General features: G+C 49.3%; 18 protein-coding genes. 14 read left to right on the top strand and 4 right to left on the bottom strand.

The window, feature by feature from the left end; all coding sequences use genetic code 11:
• Positions 1–66: 66 nt before the first annotated feature.
• From OXN25_24825 to OXN25_24805, 5 genes are all read left to right on the top strand, one after another.
• Entirely contained in the window at positions 67–861 is a 795-nt protein-coding gene (locus tag OXN25_24825) for a HEPN domain-containing protein (GenBank protein ID MDE0428092.1), read from the top strand.
• Positions 862–875: 14 nt separating this feature from the next.
• On the top strand, positions 876–1,880 hold the full coding sequence (locus tag OXN25_24820) for a dockerin type I domain-containing protein (protein ID MDE0428091.1): 1,005 nt from the start codon (positions 876–878) through the stop codon (positions 1,878–1,880).
• 97 nt (positions 1,881–1,977) lie between these two features.
• The gene (locus OXN25_24815) at positions 1,978–2,256 is read left to right on the top strand and encodes a hypothetical protein (GenBank protein ID MDE0428090.1); all 279 of its coding nucleotides are present in this window, start codon (positions 1,978–1,980) and stop codon (positions 2,254–2,256) included.
• A complete protein-coding gene (locus OXN25_24810; protein ID MDE0428089.1) occupies positions 2,253–4,280 on the top strand; it encodes a T9SS type A sorting domain-containing protein in 2,028 nt (675 codons plus the stop codon). The genes OXN25_24815 and OXN25_24810 overlap by 4 nt, the downstream gene beginning before the upstream one ends.
• A 112-nt stretch (positions 4,281–4,392) precedes the next feature.
• Complete coding sequence (locus OXN25_24805; protein MDE0428088.1) at positions 4,393–5,199, top strand: dockerin type I domain-containing protein; 807 nt, start codon at positions 4,393–4,395, stop codon at positions 5,197–5,199.
• Here OXN25_24805 and OXN25_24800 read toward each other — a convergent pair.
• A complete protein-coding gene (locus tag OXN25_24800; GenBank protein MDE0428087.1) occupies positions 5,196–6,764 on the bottom strand; it encodes a hypothetical protein in 1,569 nt (522 codons plus the stop codon). The genes OXN25_24805 and OXN25_24800 overlap by 4 nt on opposite strands.
• A gap of 9 nt (positions 6,765–6,773) precedes the next feature.
• Positions 6,774–7,583 carry a sugar phosphate isomerase/epimerase gene (locus OXN25_24795; GenBank protein ID MDE0428086.1) on the bottom strand — a complete coding sequence of 270 codons (810 nt, stop codon included), beginning with the start codon at positions 7,581–7,583 and terminating at the stop codon, positions 6,774–6,776.
• 173 nt (positions 7,584–7,756) lie between these two features.
• Between OXN25_24795 and OXN25_24790 the strand changes: the two genes are divergently transcribed.
• Complete coding sequence (locus OXN25_24790; GenBank protein ID MDE0428085.1) at positions 7,757–9,103, top strand: aminotransferase class III-fold pyridoxal phosphate-dependent enzyme; 1,347 nt, start codon at positions 7,757–7,759, stop codon at positions 9,101–9,103.
• 102 nt (positions 9,104–9,205) lie between these two features.
• Positions 9,206–10,189, top strand: coding sequence for an alpha-ketoacid dehydrogenase subunit beta (locus OXN25_24785; GenBank protein ID MDE0428084.1), 984 nt, complete (start codon positions 9,206–9,208; stop codon positions 10,187–10,189).
• Positions 10,190–10,295: 106 nt separating this feature from the next.
• Here the strand turns inward: OXN25_24785 and OXN25_24780 are convergent, their stop codons facing one another.
• Entirely contained in the window at positions 10,296–11,540 is a 1,245-nt protein-coding gene (locus OXN25_24780; protein MDE0428083.1) for an Npt1/Npt2 family nucleotide transporter, read from the bottom strand.
• A 27-nt stretch (positions 11,541–11,567) separates the two neighbouring features.
• Positions 11,568–12,395, bottom strand: coding sequence for a phytanoyl-CoA dioxygenase family protein (locus OXN25_24775; GenBank protein MDE0428082.1), 828 nt, complete (start codon positions 12,393–12,395; stop codon positions 11,568–11,570).
• Between the two features lie 407 nt (positions 12,396–12,802).
• Here OXN25_24775 and OXN25_24770 point away from each other — a divergent pair, with 407 nt between their 5' ends.
• From OXN25_24770 to OXN25_24740, 7 genes are all read left to right on the top strand, one after another.
• Positions 12,803–13,777 carry a hypothetical protein gene (locus OXN25_24770; GenBank protein ID MDE0428081.1) on the top strand — a complete coding sequence of 325 codons (975 nt, stop codon included), beginning with the start codon at positions 12,803–12,805 and terminating at the stop codon, positions 13,775–13,777.
• A 31-nt stretch (positions 13,778–13,808) separates the two neighbouring features.
• Complete coding sequence (locus tag OXN25_24765; protein MDE0428080.1) at positions 13,809–14,126, top strand: hypothetical protein; 318 nt, start codon at positions 13,809–13,811, stop codon at positions 14,124–14,126.
• A gap of 82 nt (positions 14,127–14,208) precedes the next feature.
• Complete coding sequence (locus OXN25_24760; GenBank protein MDE0428079.1) at positions 14,209–15,201, top strand: NAD-dependent epimerase/dehydratase family protein; 993 nt, start codon at positions 14,209–14,211, stop codon at positions 15,199–15,201.
• Between the two features lie 15 nt (positions 15,202–15,216).
• Complete coding sequence (locus OXN25_24755) at positions 15,217–16,029, top strand: phytanoyl-CoA dioxygenase family protein (protein ID MDE0428078.1); 813 nt, start codon at positions 15,217–15,219, stop codon at positions 16,027–16,029.
• 200 nt (positions 16,030–16,229) lie between these two features.
• Positions 16,230–17,276 carry an Ldh family oxidoreductase gene (locus tag OXN25_24750; protein ID MDE0428077.1) on the top strand — a complete coding sequence of 349 codons (1,047 nt, stop codon included), beginning with the start codon at positions 16,230–16,232 and terminating at the stop codon, positions 17,274–17,276.
• Between the two features lie 321 nt (positions 17,277–17,597).
• Entirely contained in the window at positions 17,598–18,197 is a 600-nt protein-coding gene (locus tag OXN25_24745; GenBank protein MDE0428076.1) for a hypothetical protein, read from the top strand.
• Positions 18,198–18,215: 18 nt separating this feature from the next.
• On the top strand, positions 18,216–18,686 hold the full coding sequence (locus OXN25_24740) for a hypothetical protein (protein MDE0428075.1): 471 nt from the start codon (positions 18,216–18,218) through the stop codon (positions 18,684–18,686).
• Positions 18,687–18,712 lie beyond the last annotated feature (26 nt).

Below are 18,712 nucleotides of genomic sequence, written 5' to 3'. Positions count from 1 at the left end.
CGGAAAAAGTCAAGACGGTAGAGTGAATACTGCTGCGAATTTTGGTAACCTGATGGGATACGTTACATGCCAAGCCAACGGAGGGATCCCATGGTCACTCGGAAAGAGATTCAAGCGATAACTGATGACATTGTGCGCGAATTCAGACCCCTACAAGTGATTCTCTTTGGCTCTCACGCTTACGGTACGCCCAGAGAAGACTCAGATGTAGATCTGCTCGTTGTTATGAATATTCCGAAATCGGAATTTCGCAAAAAGGCGATAGAGATTCGACAACGCATCTCATACCATTTTAGTCTGGATCTCTTCGTCCGTTCCCCGCAAGAGATCGCTTATCGTGTCTCTTATAACGATTGGTTTCTCCGCGAAATTACCGAAAAAGGTGAACTGCTTCATGGATCGGCTGTCCACTATCATGTAGAAAACGGGCACGGCACACCGAACGCTCCCAAACAGGAAAAGGACTGCATGAACCCCTTAACGCTGGAATGGATAGAGAAGGCTGAAGGCGATTATAGAACGGCAAAATGGGGGCAGCAAGCCCCAGATCCCGTATATGACTCTATCTGCTTTCACGCACAACAGTGTATTGAAAAATATCTCAAGGCGTGGCTGCAGGAGGCGAACATGCCTGCCCCAAGGACGCACAATCTCGAAGATCTGCTGGCGTTGATTGTGCCAACGCTGCCTGCGTGGCACCATTGGCAACCCGATTTTAAAATAATTACAGCGTACGCAGTGGACCCTCGCTATCCCGGCGACTCAGCAACTCCTGACAATACACAACACGCTATGCATGTTTGTGATGAGGTGCGTCAAACTATTCGCACGCAGCTGAAACTTGTAAACCCAGTTAATTGAAAGGAAATGGAAGTATGAAAAAAAACACATCTTTCCGTTGGCTCAAGTCAGTTCTGATTTTGAGCTTCACTTGTGCTCTTGTGGTCCCAGCGATAGCACAGAACTATTATCCCGCAGACATTGGCAATATGTGGGTTTTAGAGAGCAGCGATGGTATAGAAAAGACCACCTATTCCCTTGAAGGACCCGAAATTATTAATGGTGAAGAATATATCCTCCTGAAAATTAGTACGAGGGAAATCAGTACGGGTGAAACTGAGACGGATCAGTACTTTTTGAGTGTCGACAGTGATGCCATTAAAATCCATAGAATTATCTTAGAAGATGCTATCGCTGTCTTGACCGCGGACTTTCCAACACCTGTCACTTTTTTTCCGCTACAGTTAGGACTGGGGGATAAATGGCAGATAGTGGCGGATGCAGAAGCAAAATTAGAGGTCGGACTCACTATATCTGGAAAAAGTACCACTAATTTTGAAGTCGTCGGACTTGAGGAGGTCGTCACACCAGCCGGAACCTTCCAGAACTGTGCGAAGGTCCGGTTAGATTTAAAACTGACTACAGCATTCCTTAATCTCGACTCAACCACCTACCAATGGTTTGCACCAGATGTAGGTCCCGTCCAATACGAAAACAGCGACGGTATAATTTTTAGTTTGACAGACTTGAACCTACCGACTATGCCTGAAGCACCTCAGGCTGAGGAACCTGAGATGACTGAGGAAAAGGCTATGCCCGAACCGTCTCCCGAAGAAGAGACTATATCCCAAGAAGAACCTGAAATGGCTGAGGAAGAAGTTACGTCCCAACCACTACCTGAGGAGGACATCACTACACAAGAAGAGACTATGCCCGAACCGCTGCCTTATGATGTGACAGGGGATGGGCTCGTGAATATTTTGGACCTCACTTTCGTGGCTTCTCGTTTCGGCGAAACTGATGCTGATGCTGATGTTACCGGCGACGGCATTGTTAACATTTTGGATTTGGTACGCATCGCACAAAATCTTAGTAATTAACACTTTAAAGCAAACTAATCTGTCATTTTCTGTTGAAAACCTCTGACAAATGTAGTAACATTTAGTCATTATCATAACGAGGTCTGGAAAACTTAATATGGTAAGTTGGAAAATCGCATTAGTTGTAATTGTCATCGTTATTCTGGTCGTGGCAATCGGAATGTGGTTTGGGTATCAATACGTATTAGAGCAGGATGAACCATCTCCAGAGGGGTCGCGCGAACCTCCTGAAACGCTAAATTTTTACCGCTATACACAATTCGTGTTTGTCCCAAGCTCGCGCGAAAGTGATCCTGCTGTAATGTTTCCTTTTCCAATTGCCAAAAACTGCTCAATTCCTTCTACTTTTCTAAAAAAAGGAGAATCTAAAATATGAAATTTACGAAATTTGCGCCTTTACCGAAAATATTTTTGGTATTAAGTCTTATATGTAGTTTCGCGCTGACAGCAACTGCACAAAACTATTATCCATCCGAGATAGGCAACACCTGGACGCTCCTGAGTGTCGATGGCGCGGAACAACGCACCTATGAACTTCTGGAAGCTGAAGGTCTTGAAGCTGAAGGACTGTTCCTTTTAAAAATATCTACCCAAGCCATCGGAACAGAGACAGTCGTCATTGACGATTACTTCGTGAGTGTTGTAGATGGAAACCTGCTCCTCCATCAGAGCCGCACGGACGAAGGGGCATTCGGCATCGCACATGCAACTTTCGATCCACCCGCCACTTTTTTTCCGGCAGCGCTGCCTATCGGGCACCAGTGGGAAATCGTAACAAACACAGAGCTCCAAATCGTAGGGCCCACAACCAGCACCAGCACGATAGAAGTTCTTGCCATTGAGGACGTTGAAACACCAGCCGGAACATTTGAAAATTGTGCCAAGTTGCAGATTAATCAGAAAGTCGTCACCGCCCTTACCATTATCCGTTATGAGTTCATTCAATGGTTAGCACCTGATGTCGGTCCCATCAAATTTCAGGATGTGCTACAAGATATTACCTTTGAACTGGAGAGTTACAGCTTAGTCGAACCTCCTGCTGAAGAAGAAATGGCAGCTGAAGAGATGCCCGACGCTGAAGAAGTACCTGCTGTAGAAGAGGTGTCCACAGTCGAAGAGGCACCCGCTACTGAAGAAGTGCCACCGGCTGAGGAAACCCCAACTCCGGAAGAGACACCAGCGGAAATGCCACCTATTGAGGAGACCCCATCCACTGAAGAGGCACCCGCCGAAACTCCCACAGCGGAAATGGTACCCGAAGAGGCTATGGTATCCGACCCCTACGCCTTCGATCTAACCCTCGATCCAGGCTTGAATATGATTTCTGTGCCATTGATGCCCGCAGAACCTTACACCGCCAAATCGTTAGCAGAAATTCTCGGCGCAACAGCCATTATCCAACTCGATGCTGCAAAACAAGATTTTCTCGGTTACACAATTGCCGATGAAGACAACGGGTTTAGCATTGATGGGGGTAAGGGTTATATCGTCAACACACCGACTGGCGGTACAGTTAAGTTCACAGGTTCAGCATGGGACAATCAACCTGAACCTGAGCCGGAACCGGTTGTTGAAGAGATGCCAGCCGAGGAAATGCCAGCTGAAGAGATGATGCCGGAAGAGATGCCAGCTGAGGAAATGGTAGAAGAAATGCCAGCTGAAGAGATGCCAGCTGAAGAAATGGCAGAAGAGATGATGGAAGAGATGGAAGAAGAGGAGATGGCGGAAGAGATGGCTCCTGAAGAACCAGTGGTTGAAGAAGTTGCCGCTGCACCCGCCCTCTCTACCTTCAAAACCGCATGGGCATTCATCGTCACAAGCGATATTCAAGGTATGGAGACCGGCGCAGCTTACACACTCGTCGCTGAAAATCTCCGCACCGGCACTATCGCAACGCAGAACATCACGATGGATGTCAAACATTCTTCCGCTGTCTGGGCAGATCTCAACCGCAAGAGCGTCATTGAAGCAGGTGATAGACTCGAAATCGCACTCTACGATGATCGCGGTCGCGTCGTCTCAGGTCCCTTCCAACGCACGGTGACGACGACTGACATCCGCAACGCCTTCTTGAGTGTTGACTTGACAGTCGGCGATGTGCGTCCACAGGAGACGGTTTTGGCACAGAACTTCCCAAATCCGTTCAATCCTGAGACGTGGATTCCGTATCAGTTGAGTGAATCGACAGAAGTCTCAATCCAGATCTATGATGTATCGGGTCGTTTGGTTCGGACGTTGAATCTGGGTTGGCAGCCGGTAGGTTCGTACATGACGCCGTCGAGTGCTGCGTATTGGGATGGCAGAAATGCTGTAGGCGAACGTGTAGCGAGTGGTATCTACTTCTATACGTTGCAGACATCAGACTTTGCTGCAACCCGACGCATGGTTATCCTCAAATAGGAAACGCGGCAAACACAATTAACGCAAACGCCTTGGTGTTATCACCAAGGCGTTTTTTCAGAACACTGAAGACATGTTCGTAACCCGTTTCCTCTAAACAAAAAGGAACACAATGATTAGAAATACGGTTCTGCTCACCGTTCTGCTCTGCGTTTTCATCAACACAACAAACGCACAAAACTATTATCCTGTTGATGTCGGAAACATCTGGATTTTAGAGAGTGAAGACGGCACTGAACGGATCACTTACGCAATCGGAACAACCCGCGAACAATTTAACGGAGAATCGGTACGCACACTTAGAATTACAAATACAGTTTTAGGTACAAGCAAAGCAAATACCAGCACATTCTTTATACAGACAGACGAAGAAGGAATCAAAATCCATAGAATCCTCCCATCTCTTGGAGATGTCTTTGAGGTCACAAGCTTAGAATTCTCACCACCTGCTACTCTCTTTCCAGCAGAACTTGGACTCACAAAAACTTGGGAGATTTACGGAGAAACGGAGGTCGTTCTGGTAGGTGCAGTTACGGTCTCCAGTGTAAACGAAGTCGTTGCCATTGAGGATGTAAAAACATCGGAAAGAACGTTCAAAAACTGTGTAAAAATTCAAACGTATACAAAAACAACCGCTGCGTTAGGGGTAACCCGATCCATCTCTTACCAATGGCTTGCCCCGGATATCGGACCCGTTAAATTTGAAACCAGTCAGGACATCGTCTTTGAACTCGTCAAATCCAATTTACTCCCAGCCACGCGACTCTACGATGTGAATGCCGATGGCGTTGTGAATATCTTAGACCTCACCCTCGTGGGTTCTCGCTTCGGAAGCACGGATGCTGAGGCTGATGTAAACGGAGACGGCACTGTCAACATTCTGGATGTGATACTCGTCGCACAGAATCTTAAAAATTAAAGCGAATACTGTTGCATTTCAGCGACACCAAGCGTTGCTGTATTCCATGCGGTTGCTTCATCCGTTTTCAATCGCCACAAAACCGTGAGTGGTGAATTACCACCGTTATAGAAAGTTACCTCCGCGCGCTTTCCCGCACCGAGTAGAGGACGCACCAAAGAGAAAAGTGACGATGGATGGCTTCGCCGGTCACCCTGTCGGACTTCCAGAAGTTGTGTAACTTCGCTCTGTACCTCTCGCGTCCCCAAAAGCAGAGGACCGTAGCAAGCAGTGACCGCACCTTGTCCCCAATTCCGTCCATGTCCGGCTGCAACCGAGCAGACCGCGCCGCCCATATCCGCATGTTCGCGTCCGCCGCGCAACACACGTCTCGCTATCTGCAGACGTGTCGCAGCACTTCGCAACGCACGCATCGCGTAGGCAACCTCTCCTGTCACCTGATATGCCAACGTCCAGGTAGCTGTTGACGGTTCCTGAATTGGCTTTACGGAGCCATCATCCGACCATTCACCCCAATACGCCATATCCGCCCGTTTGCCGACACCGGGTTCTCGACGGCGTATCTCTTGCGGGAAAACCAACGCCAACAACTCCGGGGGTTCATCAGGAAGCTCCGCTAACCCCGCACGGATTCCGTCGTCAAACCCAGTATCCTCAAACGTCCAACGATAGTAACTCAGCGCAGCTGCTGCAGGATCGTTATACGGATCAGACAACGACGCTACTAACGGTTCAGCAATTCGCTTCGCTGCCGTTTTGAAGACATCCTCGCCAGACAACAGATAGAGATCGCCTAAGGCATAGATCGCACCAGAAGCCAGCAAAACCTCAATCCCAACGAGTGGATCATCAGGAATATGATGCGGACTTGCAACAAGACCGTGTAAATTCTTTGCGTCAACTGCGGCTTCGTCAAGACCCTTTCCGTCATGCGTCCAGAGCAGCGGCATCGGGCTGGGTGCAGCTATCAGCTGCTTGGCGCGTTTTGTGCCGTATCGCAACGCCCATGTCAGATAGCGTTCTTCACCTGTTACACGATACGCTGCAATGGCGATGTGGATAAACCGAAAATGCTCCGCCAGCTCATAAGTGTGTCTTTCCTCATTCGTTACGAATTCACTACCGATGTTATAGCCGATAAAGGTATCCTGATCATAGTCGTACCACGGCGGGATCTCTGGCACCCAGTTTCCGATATGTTCAGCAGCATCTGTCAAAAGGTGAACGGCTTCGGTATCTTCGGGTTTCAATCCAATGTAACGGGGCAGAAAAAGTAGGAACGGTTCCGGTCCGTGATGTGCTTCGGCTTTCGGTTCGTAACCGTGGACACAATCACGCTTCACCCAACCTTGCAGTGCCGCCTTGAGCATATCGAAGTGCCGCAAAATGTTTGCATCACCGGTGATTAAATAATGTGGAAACCACGCCAGCGCATAGTTCGCTTCGTCCTCACCGCCATCGTTCGGACCCGGCGGATCAAGTAGCATACTCTGTCTGAGCCAACGACTCATTTCGGCTTTGAGTGTGCTATAGGCATCATAGCACTCATGGATAGGGGTGTTCATGTGCTTCTCCTACAACAGCGACTTGAGAAATTCGATACTCTTTTTCGCAATCGTCTGCGGATCTGGTTTGAAGTCGAAAACTTCCGTCGAGACGTAACCGCTATAATTAATCGCTTTCAAGGCTTCAATGATAGGTGGATAATCCACAGTGCCAGAACCCGGCAGATATCCGTTGTCGTCATTAGAGTGGAAGTGTGCGACGTGCGGCGCGCAGTTCCGAATCTGCGTCGGCATATCCAACCCTTCTTTCGCAGTACTACAGACATCCAAAATCATCTGAAAATTAGGATGACTCACGGCATTTACCATCTCAACGGCTTTGTCGGGATTCGTGATAAAATTCGTCTGGTCGCTCGACAACGGCTCCATACACAACATTACATCCCTTTCACCGGCGAGTGCTGCGCCTTCGGTAAATGTATCGCGCGCATAACCCCATGCCTCTTCAAAAGAGAGCGGATCTATCACATTCCGTTGCTGTGGTGAACCAATCACCATCACCTCACCGCCTAAATCGGCGCACAAGTTAATGAGGGCGAGGAAATAATCGCGCGTCTCTTCACGGATATCAGCATCAGGATGGTTAATATAGAGTCCTGGCGGCGAAACAAGCAGCCAATGGAGTCCGGCAATCTCTATCTGTGCATCATCGGCAGCTTTGCGGATACGCGACCGTTCAGCGTCGCTAATGTCTAACACCGAATCCGCCAGTGTAAACGGGGCAATCTCAACAGCCTCATAGCCCAATTCGGCGGTATAGGTGAAAACATCTTCTATTTTCCAATCTTCAAACATTTCGTTGCATATTGCAAGTTTCATTTTGTCTCCCACATTCATTTTTTGACTATTGTATAAGGCTTCAGATTTTTTGTCAAATTTCCACGACCCATCCAACAACTCAAAATCACTTCGCAAATAAAAGAAAAATATGATATAATTCTGTTCATGGTTAAGAAACTACTCCATTTTTCGGCACTCAAAGGGGGAAAAAGATGCACACTATTTTAGAGCGTTATCAAAAGACTTTTGCAAAAGACAGAGAAATGTCAGATGTCGCAAATCAACTGTTCCCCGACGGCGTAACACATGATGGGCGGTATATGTCCCCTTTCCCAATCTATATCACCCACGCACAAGGCTCCAAGAAATGGGGACTTGACGACAAAGCGTTCATCGACTACTGGACGGGTCACGGGGCACTCCTCCTCGGTCATAATCCACCCGAAGTCGTAGAAGCGGTGACGACGCAGATGCAGCGAGGCACACACTACGGTGCCTGCCATCCATTGGAATTGGAATGGGGTTCACTCGTGACGCAGTTAATTCCATCAGCAGAGCGCGTCCGTTTTGTGAGTTCCGGCACAGAGGCGACACTGATGGCAATCCGTCTTGCGCGGACCTACACGGGCAAAAACAAGGTGTTGAAATTCAGAGGGCATTTTCACGGTTGGCACGACAGTGTCATCTTAGGCGCATACCCACCTTTCGATATGAGCGTCCCTGGTATCCCACAAGAAGTACGGAATACAACGCTGCTATGCCCACCCAACGACATTGATGCCGTTGAAACGCAACTGAAAACAAATAAAGATATCGCGTGTATTATTCTTGAACCGACAGGTGCTTCCTTCGGTACCGTCCCGACCAACGGTACATTTTTAAAGCAGCTCCGCGAGGTGACAGAAGCACACGGTGTCCTCCTGATTTTCGACGAAGTGATTACCGGATTCCGAGTTGCCCCGGGCGGCGCACAAGCACATTACAACGTTACACCCGATATGACAACACTGGCGAAAATCTTAGCAGGCGGACTCCCAGGCGGCGCACTCGCGGGGAAAAAAGAGGTTCTCGAACTGATTTCCATGAAATCAGAAGCCGACGGTTTGAAAATGCCACACCCAGGCACTTTTAACGCCAATCCTCTCTCCGCCTCTGCCGGTATCGCCATGCTCAACTTAGTCAAAACAGGCGAACCGAACAAGCAAGCAAACGACCCTGCTGCACGACTCCGCACGGAACTGAACAGCGTTATCGACGACTACAAACTCGACTGGGTCGTTTACGGCGAATTTTCAGGGCTTAAGCTCCTCGTCGGACACGGTGAAAAGGATATGCGTACCGGCGACTTCGATCCATACGCATGGGACTATCGGAAATTGAAAGGCAGTAGTGATGCCGATATGTTAACGCGTCTCCGGTGTGGCATGTTGCTAAACGGTATAGATCTCGCCAGCAACGGCGGCATGACCACTGCAGCACATACCGAAGAAGACATTACAAAAACGGTCGCAGCATTCGCGCAGACACTTGAATGGCTGAAGGCAGAAAAAGCGTTTTAAAAATTTCCCTCAGACCCGGTAGGTGCGGTTTGGAACCGCACCGGGTTTTAGCCATAGACCTTGTGCACGCCAGAACCCTTCAAAAGAGACAAAGGAGAATGAATGAAAACAATCACGTATCGCGACGCACTCAAAGAAGCGTTGGCAGAGGAGATGGAACGCGACGATGCCGTCTTTATAATGGGCGAGGATATTGCCGAATACGGCGGCGCCTACAAAGTGACAGACGGACTCCACCAAGAATTTGGGAAAGACCGTATCCGAAACACACCAATCTCGGAAGCCGCCATCATCGGAACCGCCCTCGGCGCAGCGGTTACAGGGATGCGTCCCGTCGCTGAACTCATGTACATCGACTTCACAGCAGTCGGTATGGACCAAATCGTGAACCAAGTCGCGAAAATCCGTTATATGGTCGGTGGACAGTTAGATGTGCCACTCGTGATTCGTACCCAAGGCGGTGCCGGTCGATCCTCGGCAGCGCAGCACGCACAGAGCCTTGAGGCGTGGTTCGTGCATATCCCAGGACTACTCGTCGTCATGCCCTCTACACCCTACGATGCAAAAGGGTTACTGAAAACAGCGATTCGAGACGACAACCCGATCATGTTTATTGAGCACAAACTCCTCTACACAGAAGAGGGTGAGATTCCCGAGGAAGAATACACAATTCCGTTAGGTGTAGCGGACGTGAAACGCGAGGGTGAAGATGTAACGATTCTCGCAACTTCACGGATGGTCTTGAACGCACTCATCGCCGCAGATACACTTGCCGATGAAGGCATCTCCGCTGAAGTTATCGATCCAAGAACGTTGATGCCGCTCGATAAAGACAGTATACTCGACTCCGTCCGAAAGACGAATCGGTTGCTCATCGCGCATGAGGCAGTCGGCAGAGCCGGTTTCGGTGCAGAGATCGCAGCGCTCGTCGTGCGGGAAGCCTTCGATTATCTGGATGCACCGATTGAACGGGTCGCAGCGATACCAGTGCCTGTCCCTTTTGCACCCGTGATGGAGAATTTTGTTATTCCCAATGCCGATCAGATCGTCGATGCAGCACGAAAACTTGTGCGTTATGAAATCTGAATCAAACGCGTAACTCCCTAAAATCGGTAGGTGCGGTTTCCTAACCGCACCGGACCTTCCCGCCCAAACTTCTATCATCCACTGACAGCCATCTGTAGAAGAGGTACTAATTCTGATTCTCTGTTCCGGTTTCTCCTACCAACCGCTGATACATCCGGGTCAAACTAAAAGCAATCGGTCCCCACACCATCGCCGCCACCATAGCCGTAATTGAGAATGCAATACCCGCAACCGTTCCCACACCCAATCGGACAAGTTCAATCACACCCGCACTCCCACCCTTCGAGAATCGGTATCCAAACGAATCAATAACCTGTTTGGCGCGATATCGCGAGTCATAAGAGAGCGGCATATAGAATAACTCTTTCGCTGCCCGAAAAATCGAATAATCCAAGGCTTTAAAAATGGTATACGCCGCGGTGCCATTCCGAAGTGAAGGGGATACCGTCAGAATGTAGCTGCTGACGAAGTGGACTATCGGGATACCGAGATGAATATAACGTAGCGCGACAAATCTCAGTGCGAGCGGCACAACCAATAGTTGCAAAATACCCGCCGCCAATCCGAGGTTGCCATAGACCCCACCGAAAAACGCCGTCCGCATATCTTTATCCGGTATTTCCGACTCCGCTAATCCGTTGAAACGGAGATCCAGTACAGTAGAGACCACCTGCGTGCTTAGAATCAACGCGCCGATAAAAATCAAATACCGAGAACGAAAAAGCACTTTTACACCGATGTGCCCCAACCTGCCACCCGCCTCTTCTTCACTCGGTTTAGGCTCACCGCCAAACTTGTAAGCAAGGACACCGAAAACCGCCGTCGGAACAAGGGATGCCGCTGTGAACAGCAATAACGGTTCAGAGCCTAACTCGGTCGCCAACATACTTACAGTTCTGCCACCCAGAAACGAACCCATAGACGCAACAGCGCAAAAGGGACCGTTAATTCGCTTCGCCTGTTCAGTCGTCAGTACACTGTTTACAAACGACCAGAACTGCTCAATGACGATCACGATATACGCTTCACGAAACACATAAATGATCACCGCGGCGAAATGCACGCCGCGGGCGAGTGCAGCGTAGCAGCCAAGGATTAAAATACCAGAAAAAACGGAAGTTATCGCCAATGCACGCGTCGCCCCCTGCCACGAAAGCAGACGACCGTAGCAGTACAACATTACGATCATACTCGGTGGAACGGCTATCATCCCACGCGGTAGGTTCTCTGCACCGTACGCATCAATGAACAGAGAGGAGGACACGGAACGGATAAACTCATAGCCGAATAGGACAAAACTTGCAGCCGCACTAATTGAAATAGCAGCAAAAATAAGTCGTCGTGGAAACATAATTTGGATTGACCTTCAAAAATCTTCCTATCGTTCTGGAATTCTATCTTCGGTTGGACGAGGATTATGCACCCAATGCCCACTCGGATCGCTGCCTCTCGCAACAATCGCGCGTTGGTTCCAATCGTTTGCAGCGTGGACCTCAGGCGGTACGAACCGCATCGTCAATCCACAACGCCGTCGGTCTGAAGTGTTCGGTTCAGAACCGTGCAACAGCAGGTCCGAATGCAACGACATCTGTCCGGCTCTCATCTCAAACGGAAAAGGCGCGTCTCCGTACTGAGAGGCACTATGAACTGTCTGACCGAGAACATTCTTTTCTTCGGCCGTGCTACGTTCAAAAGCAATCTGCCCGTGCAGATGCGATTTCGGAATAACGGTCATTGCACCATTTTCGACAGCGGCATCGTCAATAGCAAGCCATACCGTGACAGTTTTGCTTGGAGACAGGGGCCAATACGAAGCATCTTGATGCCAACTCACCTGCTTAACATCACCCGGCATCTTGCAGAAGTAATGTGTCCCCCAACAGATGAGAGTTTCACCGAGCAGATCCTGCACATAATCCAAAATCCTACCGTCTGTAACGAGATCGTGGATACCCGGGCAACTGGTATGCCATCCGTTAATGGAATAACTATTCATTCCCGCCGCCAACGCCTTCTCCATGAGTTGATCGAAATAGGCGCGGTGCGCCGCCATCTCCGCTTCAGAAAAGACATCTAACGGCGAAATAAATCCTTTTTCATTAAAGTGTTCGATTTGGGCAGATATTAAAGTCGATGGATTTTCATTTTCGACCGGAAAAAACCGTAGTGTTCGATTGAGTTCCGGCATTGCGTCTGTAATTGGCATCGGCGCATCCTCTTTTCCCCAAGTAGGTTAGAAGTTTGTATTACGGGTATAATACCAAATTCGGATATCGGTGTCAATGACGAAATGACGAAAATTCCACTTGACATTTAGAACGAATAAGTTTATATTAATCCAAATAACGCGTTAATAAACAACTTATCCATCCCCTTGGGACCAAAGAACAGACATGCCTACAGAGACCTACTTACTGTTCCATCCAATTCCAAATTGGGCAACTCCGTTTGTAGTAGGGCAATTCATTGCCCGTTCGGGACGTGCGATAATGCACATCGCATTTGGGGTTTTTGCTGGGGTGTTTCTTCAAGTACGCCGCAAAATCGCACTACTACGAACTAACCCTTAAATTCAAACTTAACGAAGCACTATCTATTGAAAACACTAAGAAAATGGATAAAAAACGAGCCAGTGGTCGCTACTACACCCGCGGGAACCCTTTTCAACTAAAACCGTTCCAAACGTGGGCGAAAGCACTTAACCTAAAACAACAGATAGCCTTAGAACCCTTTGCGGGTGCTAAAGACATCCCACAACTCATTGACGCAGCACACCTACGATGCCGAGATTGGGCATTTTTTGATATAGAACCCGGGGCAAAAGGGGTTGAACAACAGGATACACTCGCAAACTTTCCCAAAGGCTTCACTGTTTGCATCACCAATCCCCCATGGTTAGCACGCAATTCTGCAACCCGCCGCGGATTACCCTTCCCAGAAGCAACTCGTCATGACGATCTCTACAAATACGCACTTGAGCAGTGTTTGACGCACTGTGAGTGGGTCGCAGCAATCATCCCAGAAGCGTTCATCCGGAGCGGATTGTTCCTGCAACGGCTACGCGACTTCATCTCCTTAGTCCCCCACATGCAAGGCAAAATCAAAGAAAAAAATAAAACAAGAGACACCTCCTATATGTTCGAGGACACGGAGCATCCTGTCGGTCTGGCACTCTTTACACCAGAAACAACATCAGATGTTAGCATCTGGCGCAACAATCAGTTTCTCGGCAGGCTTGCTGAACTAAAGACACACCTACCACAACCTTCCCGCAACCGAAGTATCGTATTCAACGACCCGAACGGAAATCTCGGACTCATCGCGATAGACAATACCGTCTCCGCCTCCATCCGTTTCTGTCTACCAGAAGAATTGAAAGATTATCCTATCCGTGTTCACTGCCGTTCCATCACAAAAATTGGCGTGCCGTGGCACGTAGACATAGATACACTTAACGCTCGCTTGACAACAATTCGTAAGAAAACCCACGATGTTTTTCTAACAGCATTCAAAGGCTTACGCCGTGATGGACAGTACCGACGACGGTTAGATTGGGCATTGACGCGAGCAATTGTTGACACACAGTAGCTACAACTTGAAACAAACCGGGAATAGAAAAATGAACGTCCAAAAATTGATCTGCATACTCCTACTGATAACACTCATCACCGTTGCGGGGTGCGTCCCCGGCGATGGGAAGCATACTACAGAAAAACCCGCCGGATTCTTTTGGGGCATCTGGCACGGATGGATCGCGCCAATTTCCTTGATTTGGCAACTGTTTAACCCCGACATCCGTCTCTACGAACCAAACAATACCGGATGGTGGTATGATTTCGGATTCTACATCGCCATCATCAGCGGTTTCGGGGGCATCTCTCTCACACGGAGGAAACGCAAGAAGGTTGTCGTGCAGGACAGCAGTAATTCTGAATAGCAATAATCAGAGCGGAATCAATGCTTAGAACATCACAAATCAATGGCACCAGAAATCGCATTAATAGAGAAAGGAATAACCCATGAAGGTCTTAGTCATCGGCGGCACAGGCAACATCAGCCGTGGCATCGTCGCCGCTTTACAAAACCGAAACCATGAAATCGTCCTGTTCAACCGCGGACAACACGTCGATCCATCACCCCCAGAGGTCCGCGTCATCCACGGCGACCGAAAAGATCGCGAAGATTTTGAGACGAAAGTTGGTGCCGAAAACTGGGATGCCGTCATAGATATGATTAGTTTCAACGCAGACGATGCCGCCTCCGCATTGCGCGCATGCCAAGGCCGCGTCGGACACTTCGTCCACTGCTCAACAGTGATGACCTACGGACCCCCATTCAGCGGGATCAACCTCCCAGAGACCGCACCGCTACAAGGCACATCAGGCTATGGACTTGGCAAAATCGAAGCGGATAACCTACTCTTAGAAGCACACGCACGCGATGGATTTCCCGTAACCATCTTCAAACCCTCCTATACACACGGACCCGGTATACCCCTCCATCGGCAAGTCGGTGGAGACGGCAGCTGGATTGATAGATTACGCAAAGGCAAACCGATCCTCTCTGCAGGTGATGGACTCAACTATTTTCAGTTCCTGTCATCTAAAGACGCAGGTTTTGCGTTTACAGATATATTGGGGAGATCCGAAACGTTCGGCGAAATATACAACATCGTCCACCCACAAGCACGCACATGGGACGAATGGCATCGTGCAGCCGCAGAAGCACTCGGCGTTGACATAGAGATCGTGCACGTCTCACAAGAGACCCTCATCGCAATGGCACCCGAACGGTTCAGCGGGTTACGCGGCAACTTTGGACATACCCAAATCTTCAGCCACGAGAAACTCACAGCAGTATTACCTGAATTCAGTCCGCAAATTCCGGTTACAGAGAGTGTCGCAGAAAACATCGCATGGATGGATAAACACAATCGGGTACCAGACAGCGATGCCGACGATTTGGAAGATCAGATTATTGCGGTAGTCCGCAAGCTACCCCGTATCCGGTAGTCCAGAGGTAGAGATATGCTAAAAATCAGATCAGCGTTAGATTCAGAAATACTTGATCGCGTCGAGCACGACCTACGCGAAGATGGATTCTATATCATTAAAAATGTGATTACTCCTGAAGAGGCAGACGAAGCGCGCGAGACAGTCTGGAAATTGGTCGAAGAAGACATCGCAAACGGACACGACCACAGCTACGGAGAGGGTAAAATCCGACGCGTCTGGGCAATCGTCGGGAAAGCACCTATCTTCCGTCGGCTCATCCAGCACCCGACCGTCGTCGCAGTATGGAAACGAATGCTCGGTGAAGATGTTATCGCCTCCACGTTTACGGCGAACATTGTCGGACCCGGCGCACCCGCAGGCGGTTGGCATATCGACTACCCATATTGGGCAATGCAAGCCCCGTTCCCATCAGGTTCACTCACAGGACAAACCGTTTGGATGTTAGACGATTTCACGGTAGAAAACGGCGCAACGGCATGTATTCCAGGTTCACACAAAACGCTCCGTCGTCCCGAATTAGGAGAGGCAGAGGGGCTTGAGGTGGCTGTTGCTGCTGCACCGAAAGGCTCTATCATGTTCACAAACGGAGCAATCTGGCATCAATCGCGTCCAAACCTAACCGATACACCACGCGTCGGACTGCTCGGTATGTACAACAGATCGATCATCTATCCGCAAGAAGATATGCCGCGTCAACTGACCGATGCCCAATTGGCAGGCGAAAGCGACATGCTAAAACAACTCTTAGGCAGAAATATACCGTTCCGAGATCCCGATCACGGGCAGAATTGGCACCGCACGGATACCGGGTTCCGCGAAGTATAACGGATAATATTGTGCTTTGTCACACTTGAAATGAGGCGTGAAAACGTTGATTCACACGTCCCTTCTTCTTGTAGGAGCGAGTGTTTTTGCTTGGGTGTTTCTTTATGCTCGCGACCTTTGTCCTATCAACTTTTACTTGACGAAACAATAGGCAGGTTTCATCAAATGTTTCACCAGTTTCAAATTCAAGGAGGGCATTTATGCCAGTTGTAACCCACGATGTGCTGAGAAAATTTGTATACGATATCTATCGCGGTGCTGGCGGCACAGAGGAAGATGCGCGTATCGTCAGCGACCACGTCGTCGATTCTAACCTCGCCGGACACGACTCACACGGTGTCATCAACGCACCCAACTACATCGGCGGTATGGCAGATGGTCCCGCCGCAGATAAAATGGAAATCGTCAGAGAAAGCGGCGCAGCAACTGTCATCAACGCTAACCGCGCACTCGGTATGGTCGCCGCACGCAAAGCCATGGAAATGGCTGTCGAAAAAGCACAAACCTGCACCATCGGCGCGGTCGGTCTACACCAATGTGGACACGCAGGACGGATGGGGGAATATCCTCCAATTGCCGCCCGTGCCGGGATGATTGGCATCGTCTTACTCAACGGTGGCGGACGCTTCATGCACCCGCACGGTGGGACTTCTCGGAGACTGCCACCCAACCCGATCGCAATCTCCGTACCACGTCAAGGTGGTGAACCGCTCCTCCTCGATATGACACTCAGCGTCGTCGCAGGTGGCAAATTGCTCGTCCAGACCGCACGCGGTGAATCCATACCGGAAGGATGGATGATAGATGCCGAAGGTAAACCGCTCACCGACCCAAACGCGTTTCGTGAACGTCCACAGGACACAGCCGTTATGCCGCTCGGCGGCTTTCAGTTCGGACACAAAGGGTTTGGACTCGGTGTGATGATAGATGCCATCGCCGGTGGACTCTCATGGGCAGGATGTAGCCGTGAAAACCCAACACGTGGGGCAAGTGGCATCGTCATGTTCGCAATCAAAATTGAGGACTTCATCGACCTTGCAGATTACGAACAAGAAATCGCGTATCTCGTAGAGTGGGTGAAGTCATCTGCGCGATTGCCCGGTATTGATGAAATTTATGTACCCGGAGAATTTGAAGAACGGAGTCGTGAGAAACGTCTGCGCGAAGGGATACCAATCGAGGAACCCACATGGAACCGCCTCGTCGAAGCCGCTGAACGTTTCAACGTCGCAGCCCCCAATCTCTAACCTAACGCAAGTTACTATCTCTGTAACATAATCTGTTAGGTTGTGCATATTAGGGCGTAGGCTGAATGAAGATTCATTTATTAATTCGGTAATTTTCAAACGTGCGATAAATCGCACTACTACGAACCCGCTCATTTGTAGTAGGGCAATTCTGCGGTGTACTCGCTCCCGGTTCAGGTTTCCTTAAGGCATGAATACCGTTGATTCGGAATGCCACACGGAGAACCTTCATACCGTTGATTCTGATTCATGCGAAGTGCATTATTGCCCGTCGATTACCGTTCCAACAACCGGCTGCCAATAGCCAACAGGAGATAAAAAATGCGAATCTACGGTCTGTTTGTTTTGCTCATCGGCATTACGGGGTGTGCTGCCCTGAACCAGCCCATTAACGAGATGATAGCGTCAGATCTTACCTGTGAGACGAATCCGGAATTTGTAGACGGTAATCTGGAGACGGAAAGCACATTTGCAGTAAAGGGGTTCGTTCGCAAGGCGTACCATCTCCATGAGGGAGAGGGTCGACGACTCGCCTATGCACAACGGCGTTATATAACGCAAGTCGAAGGGCAACGTCGCACAGAAGCAATTATCAAACTCAATGCGCCCACCTATGTCGCCTATGTAGAGGTATATCCAGCATCGCGGCGGATCCCGAATTTCGCGATGATGACAACACTCGACGATCCACCACGCTTTGATGTCGCCTTTGAACGCGTGTCCGACAAGCAACACAAGGACATAGAAGGACTCAGTCCGGTACGTTTCCGCATCGAACGAGAAGTACTTTATCTACGCATGAGCGCAGACGGCATTGAAGATAGACAAAATTCTGTCCGTGGTGCAAACGCAAGTGTTGAAATTCCACTCATAGGGGCATCAATTCGCGAAGTCAAATTTTATGTCCGTGAGACGCTATAACCAGAAAGGAGCAAAACAATGAATAGATGGATACTAAGCATGCCATTACTTCTACTGTTCGGTGTAGTCGGATGCGCCATGCTTCAAGAGCCACCTATAGTGGAAATTTCGACTTCGCACCTCACCTGCAAGGAAAATCCAGAGATGGTAGATGGCGATTTGGAAACGGTAGGTGTTTTCAAAACAGAAGGAACTATCCAAAAAGGACTCGGCCGCAGCCGACAATATCAACGTCAAGTGATAGGCAGCCCCAAAACGGAAACGTTGATAAAACTTGACGCGCCAACCTATATTGCCTATGTTGATGTCTATCCTACCTCAATCATTCCCCGTTTCGCTTTGGATACCGCTATTGAAGAAAATCTGTCGAACCGGTCACTGACGTTTGAACCCGTCAAAGACAAACGCGGTGACAAAATCAAAGGCGAACAACCCGTTAGATTCCAAATTGGACGAAAGATTCTCTACGTAGTGTTTACATTTTGTTAGCAGTGATCAATATAGCTGCGAAATAA

The organism is Candidatus Poribacteria bacterium (assembly GCA_028820845.1).
GTDB lineage: Bacteria > Poribacteria > WGA-4E > WGA-4E > WGA-3G > WGA-3G.
Note: the sequence above shows the minus strand (reverse complement) of the source record. Positions and strands in the feature narration are given on the sequence as shown.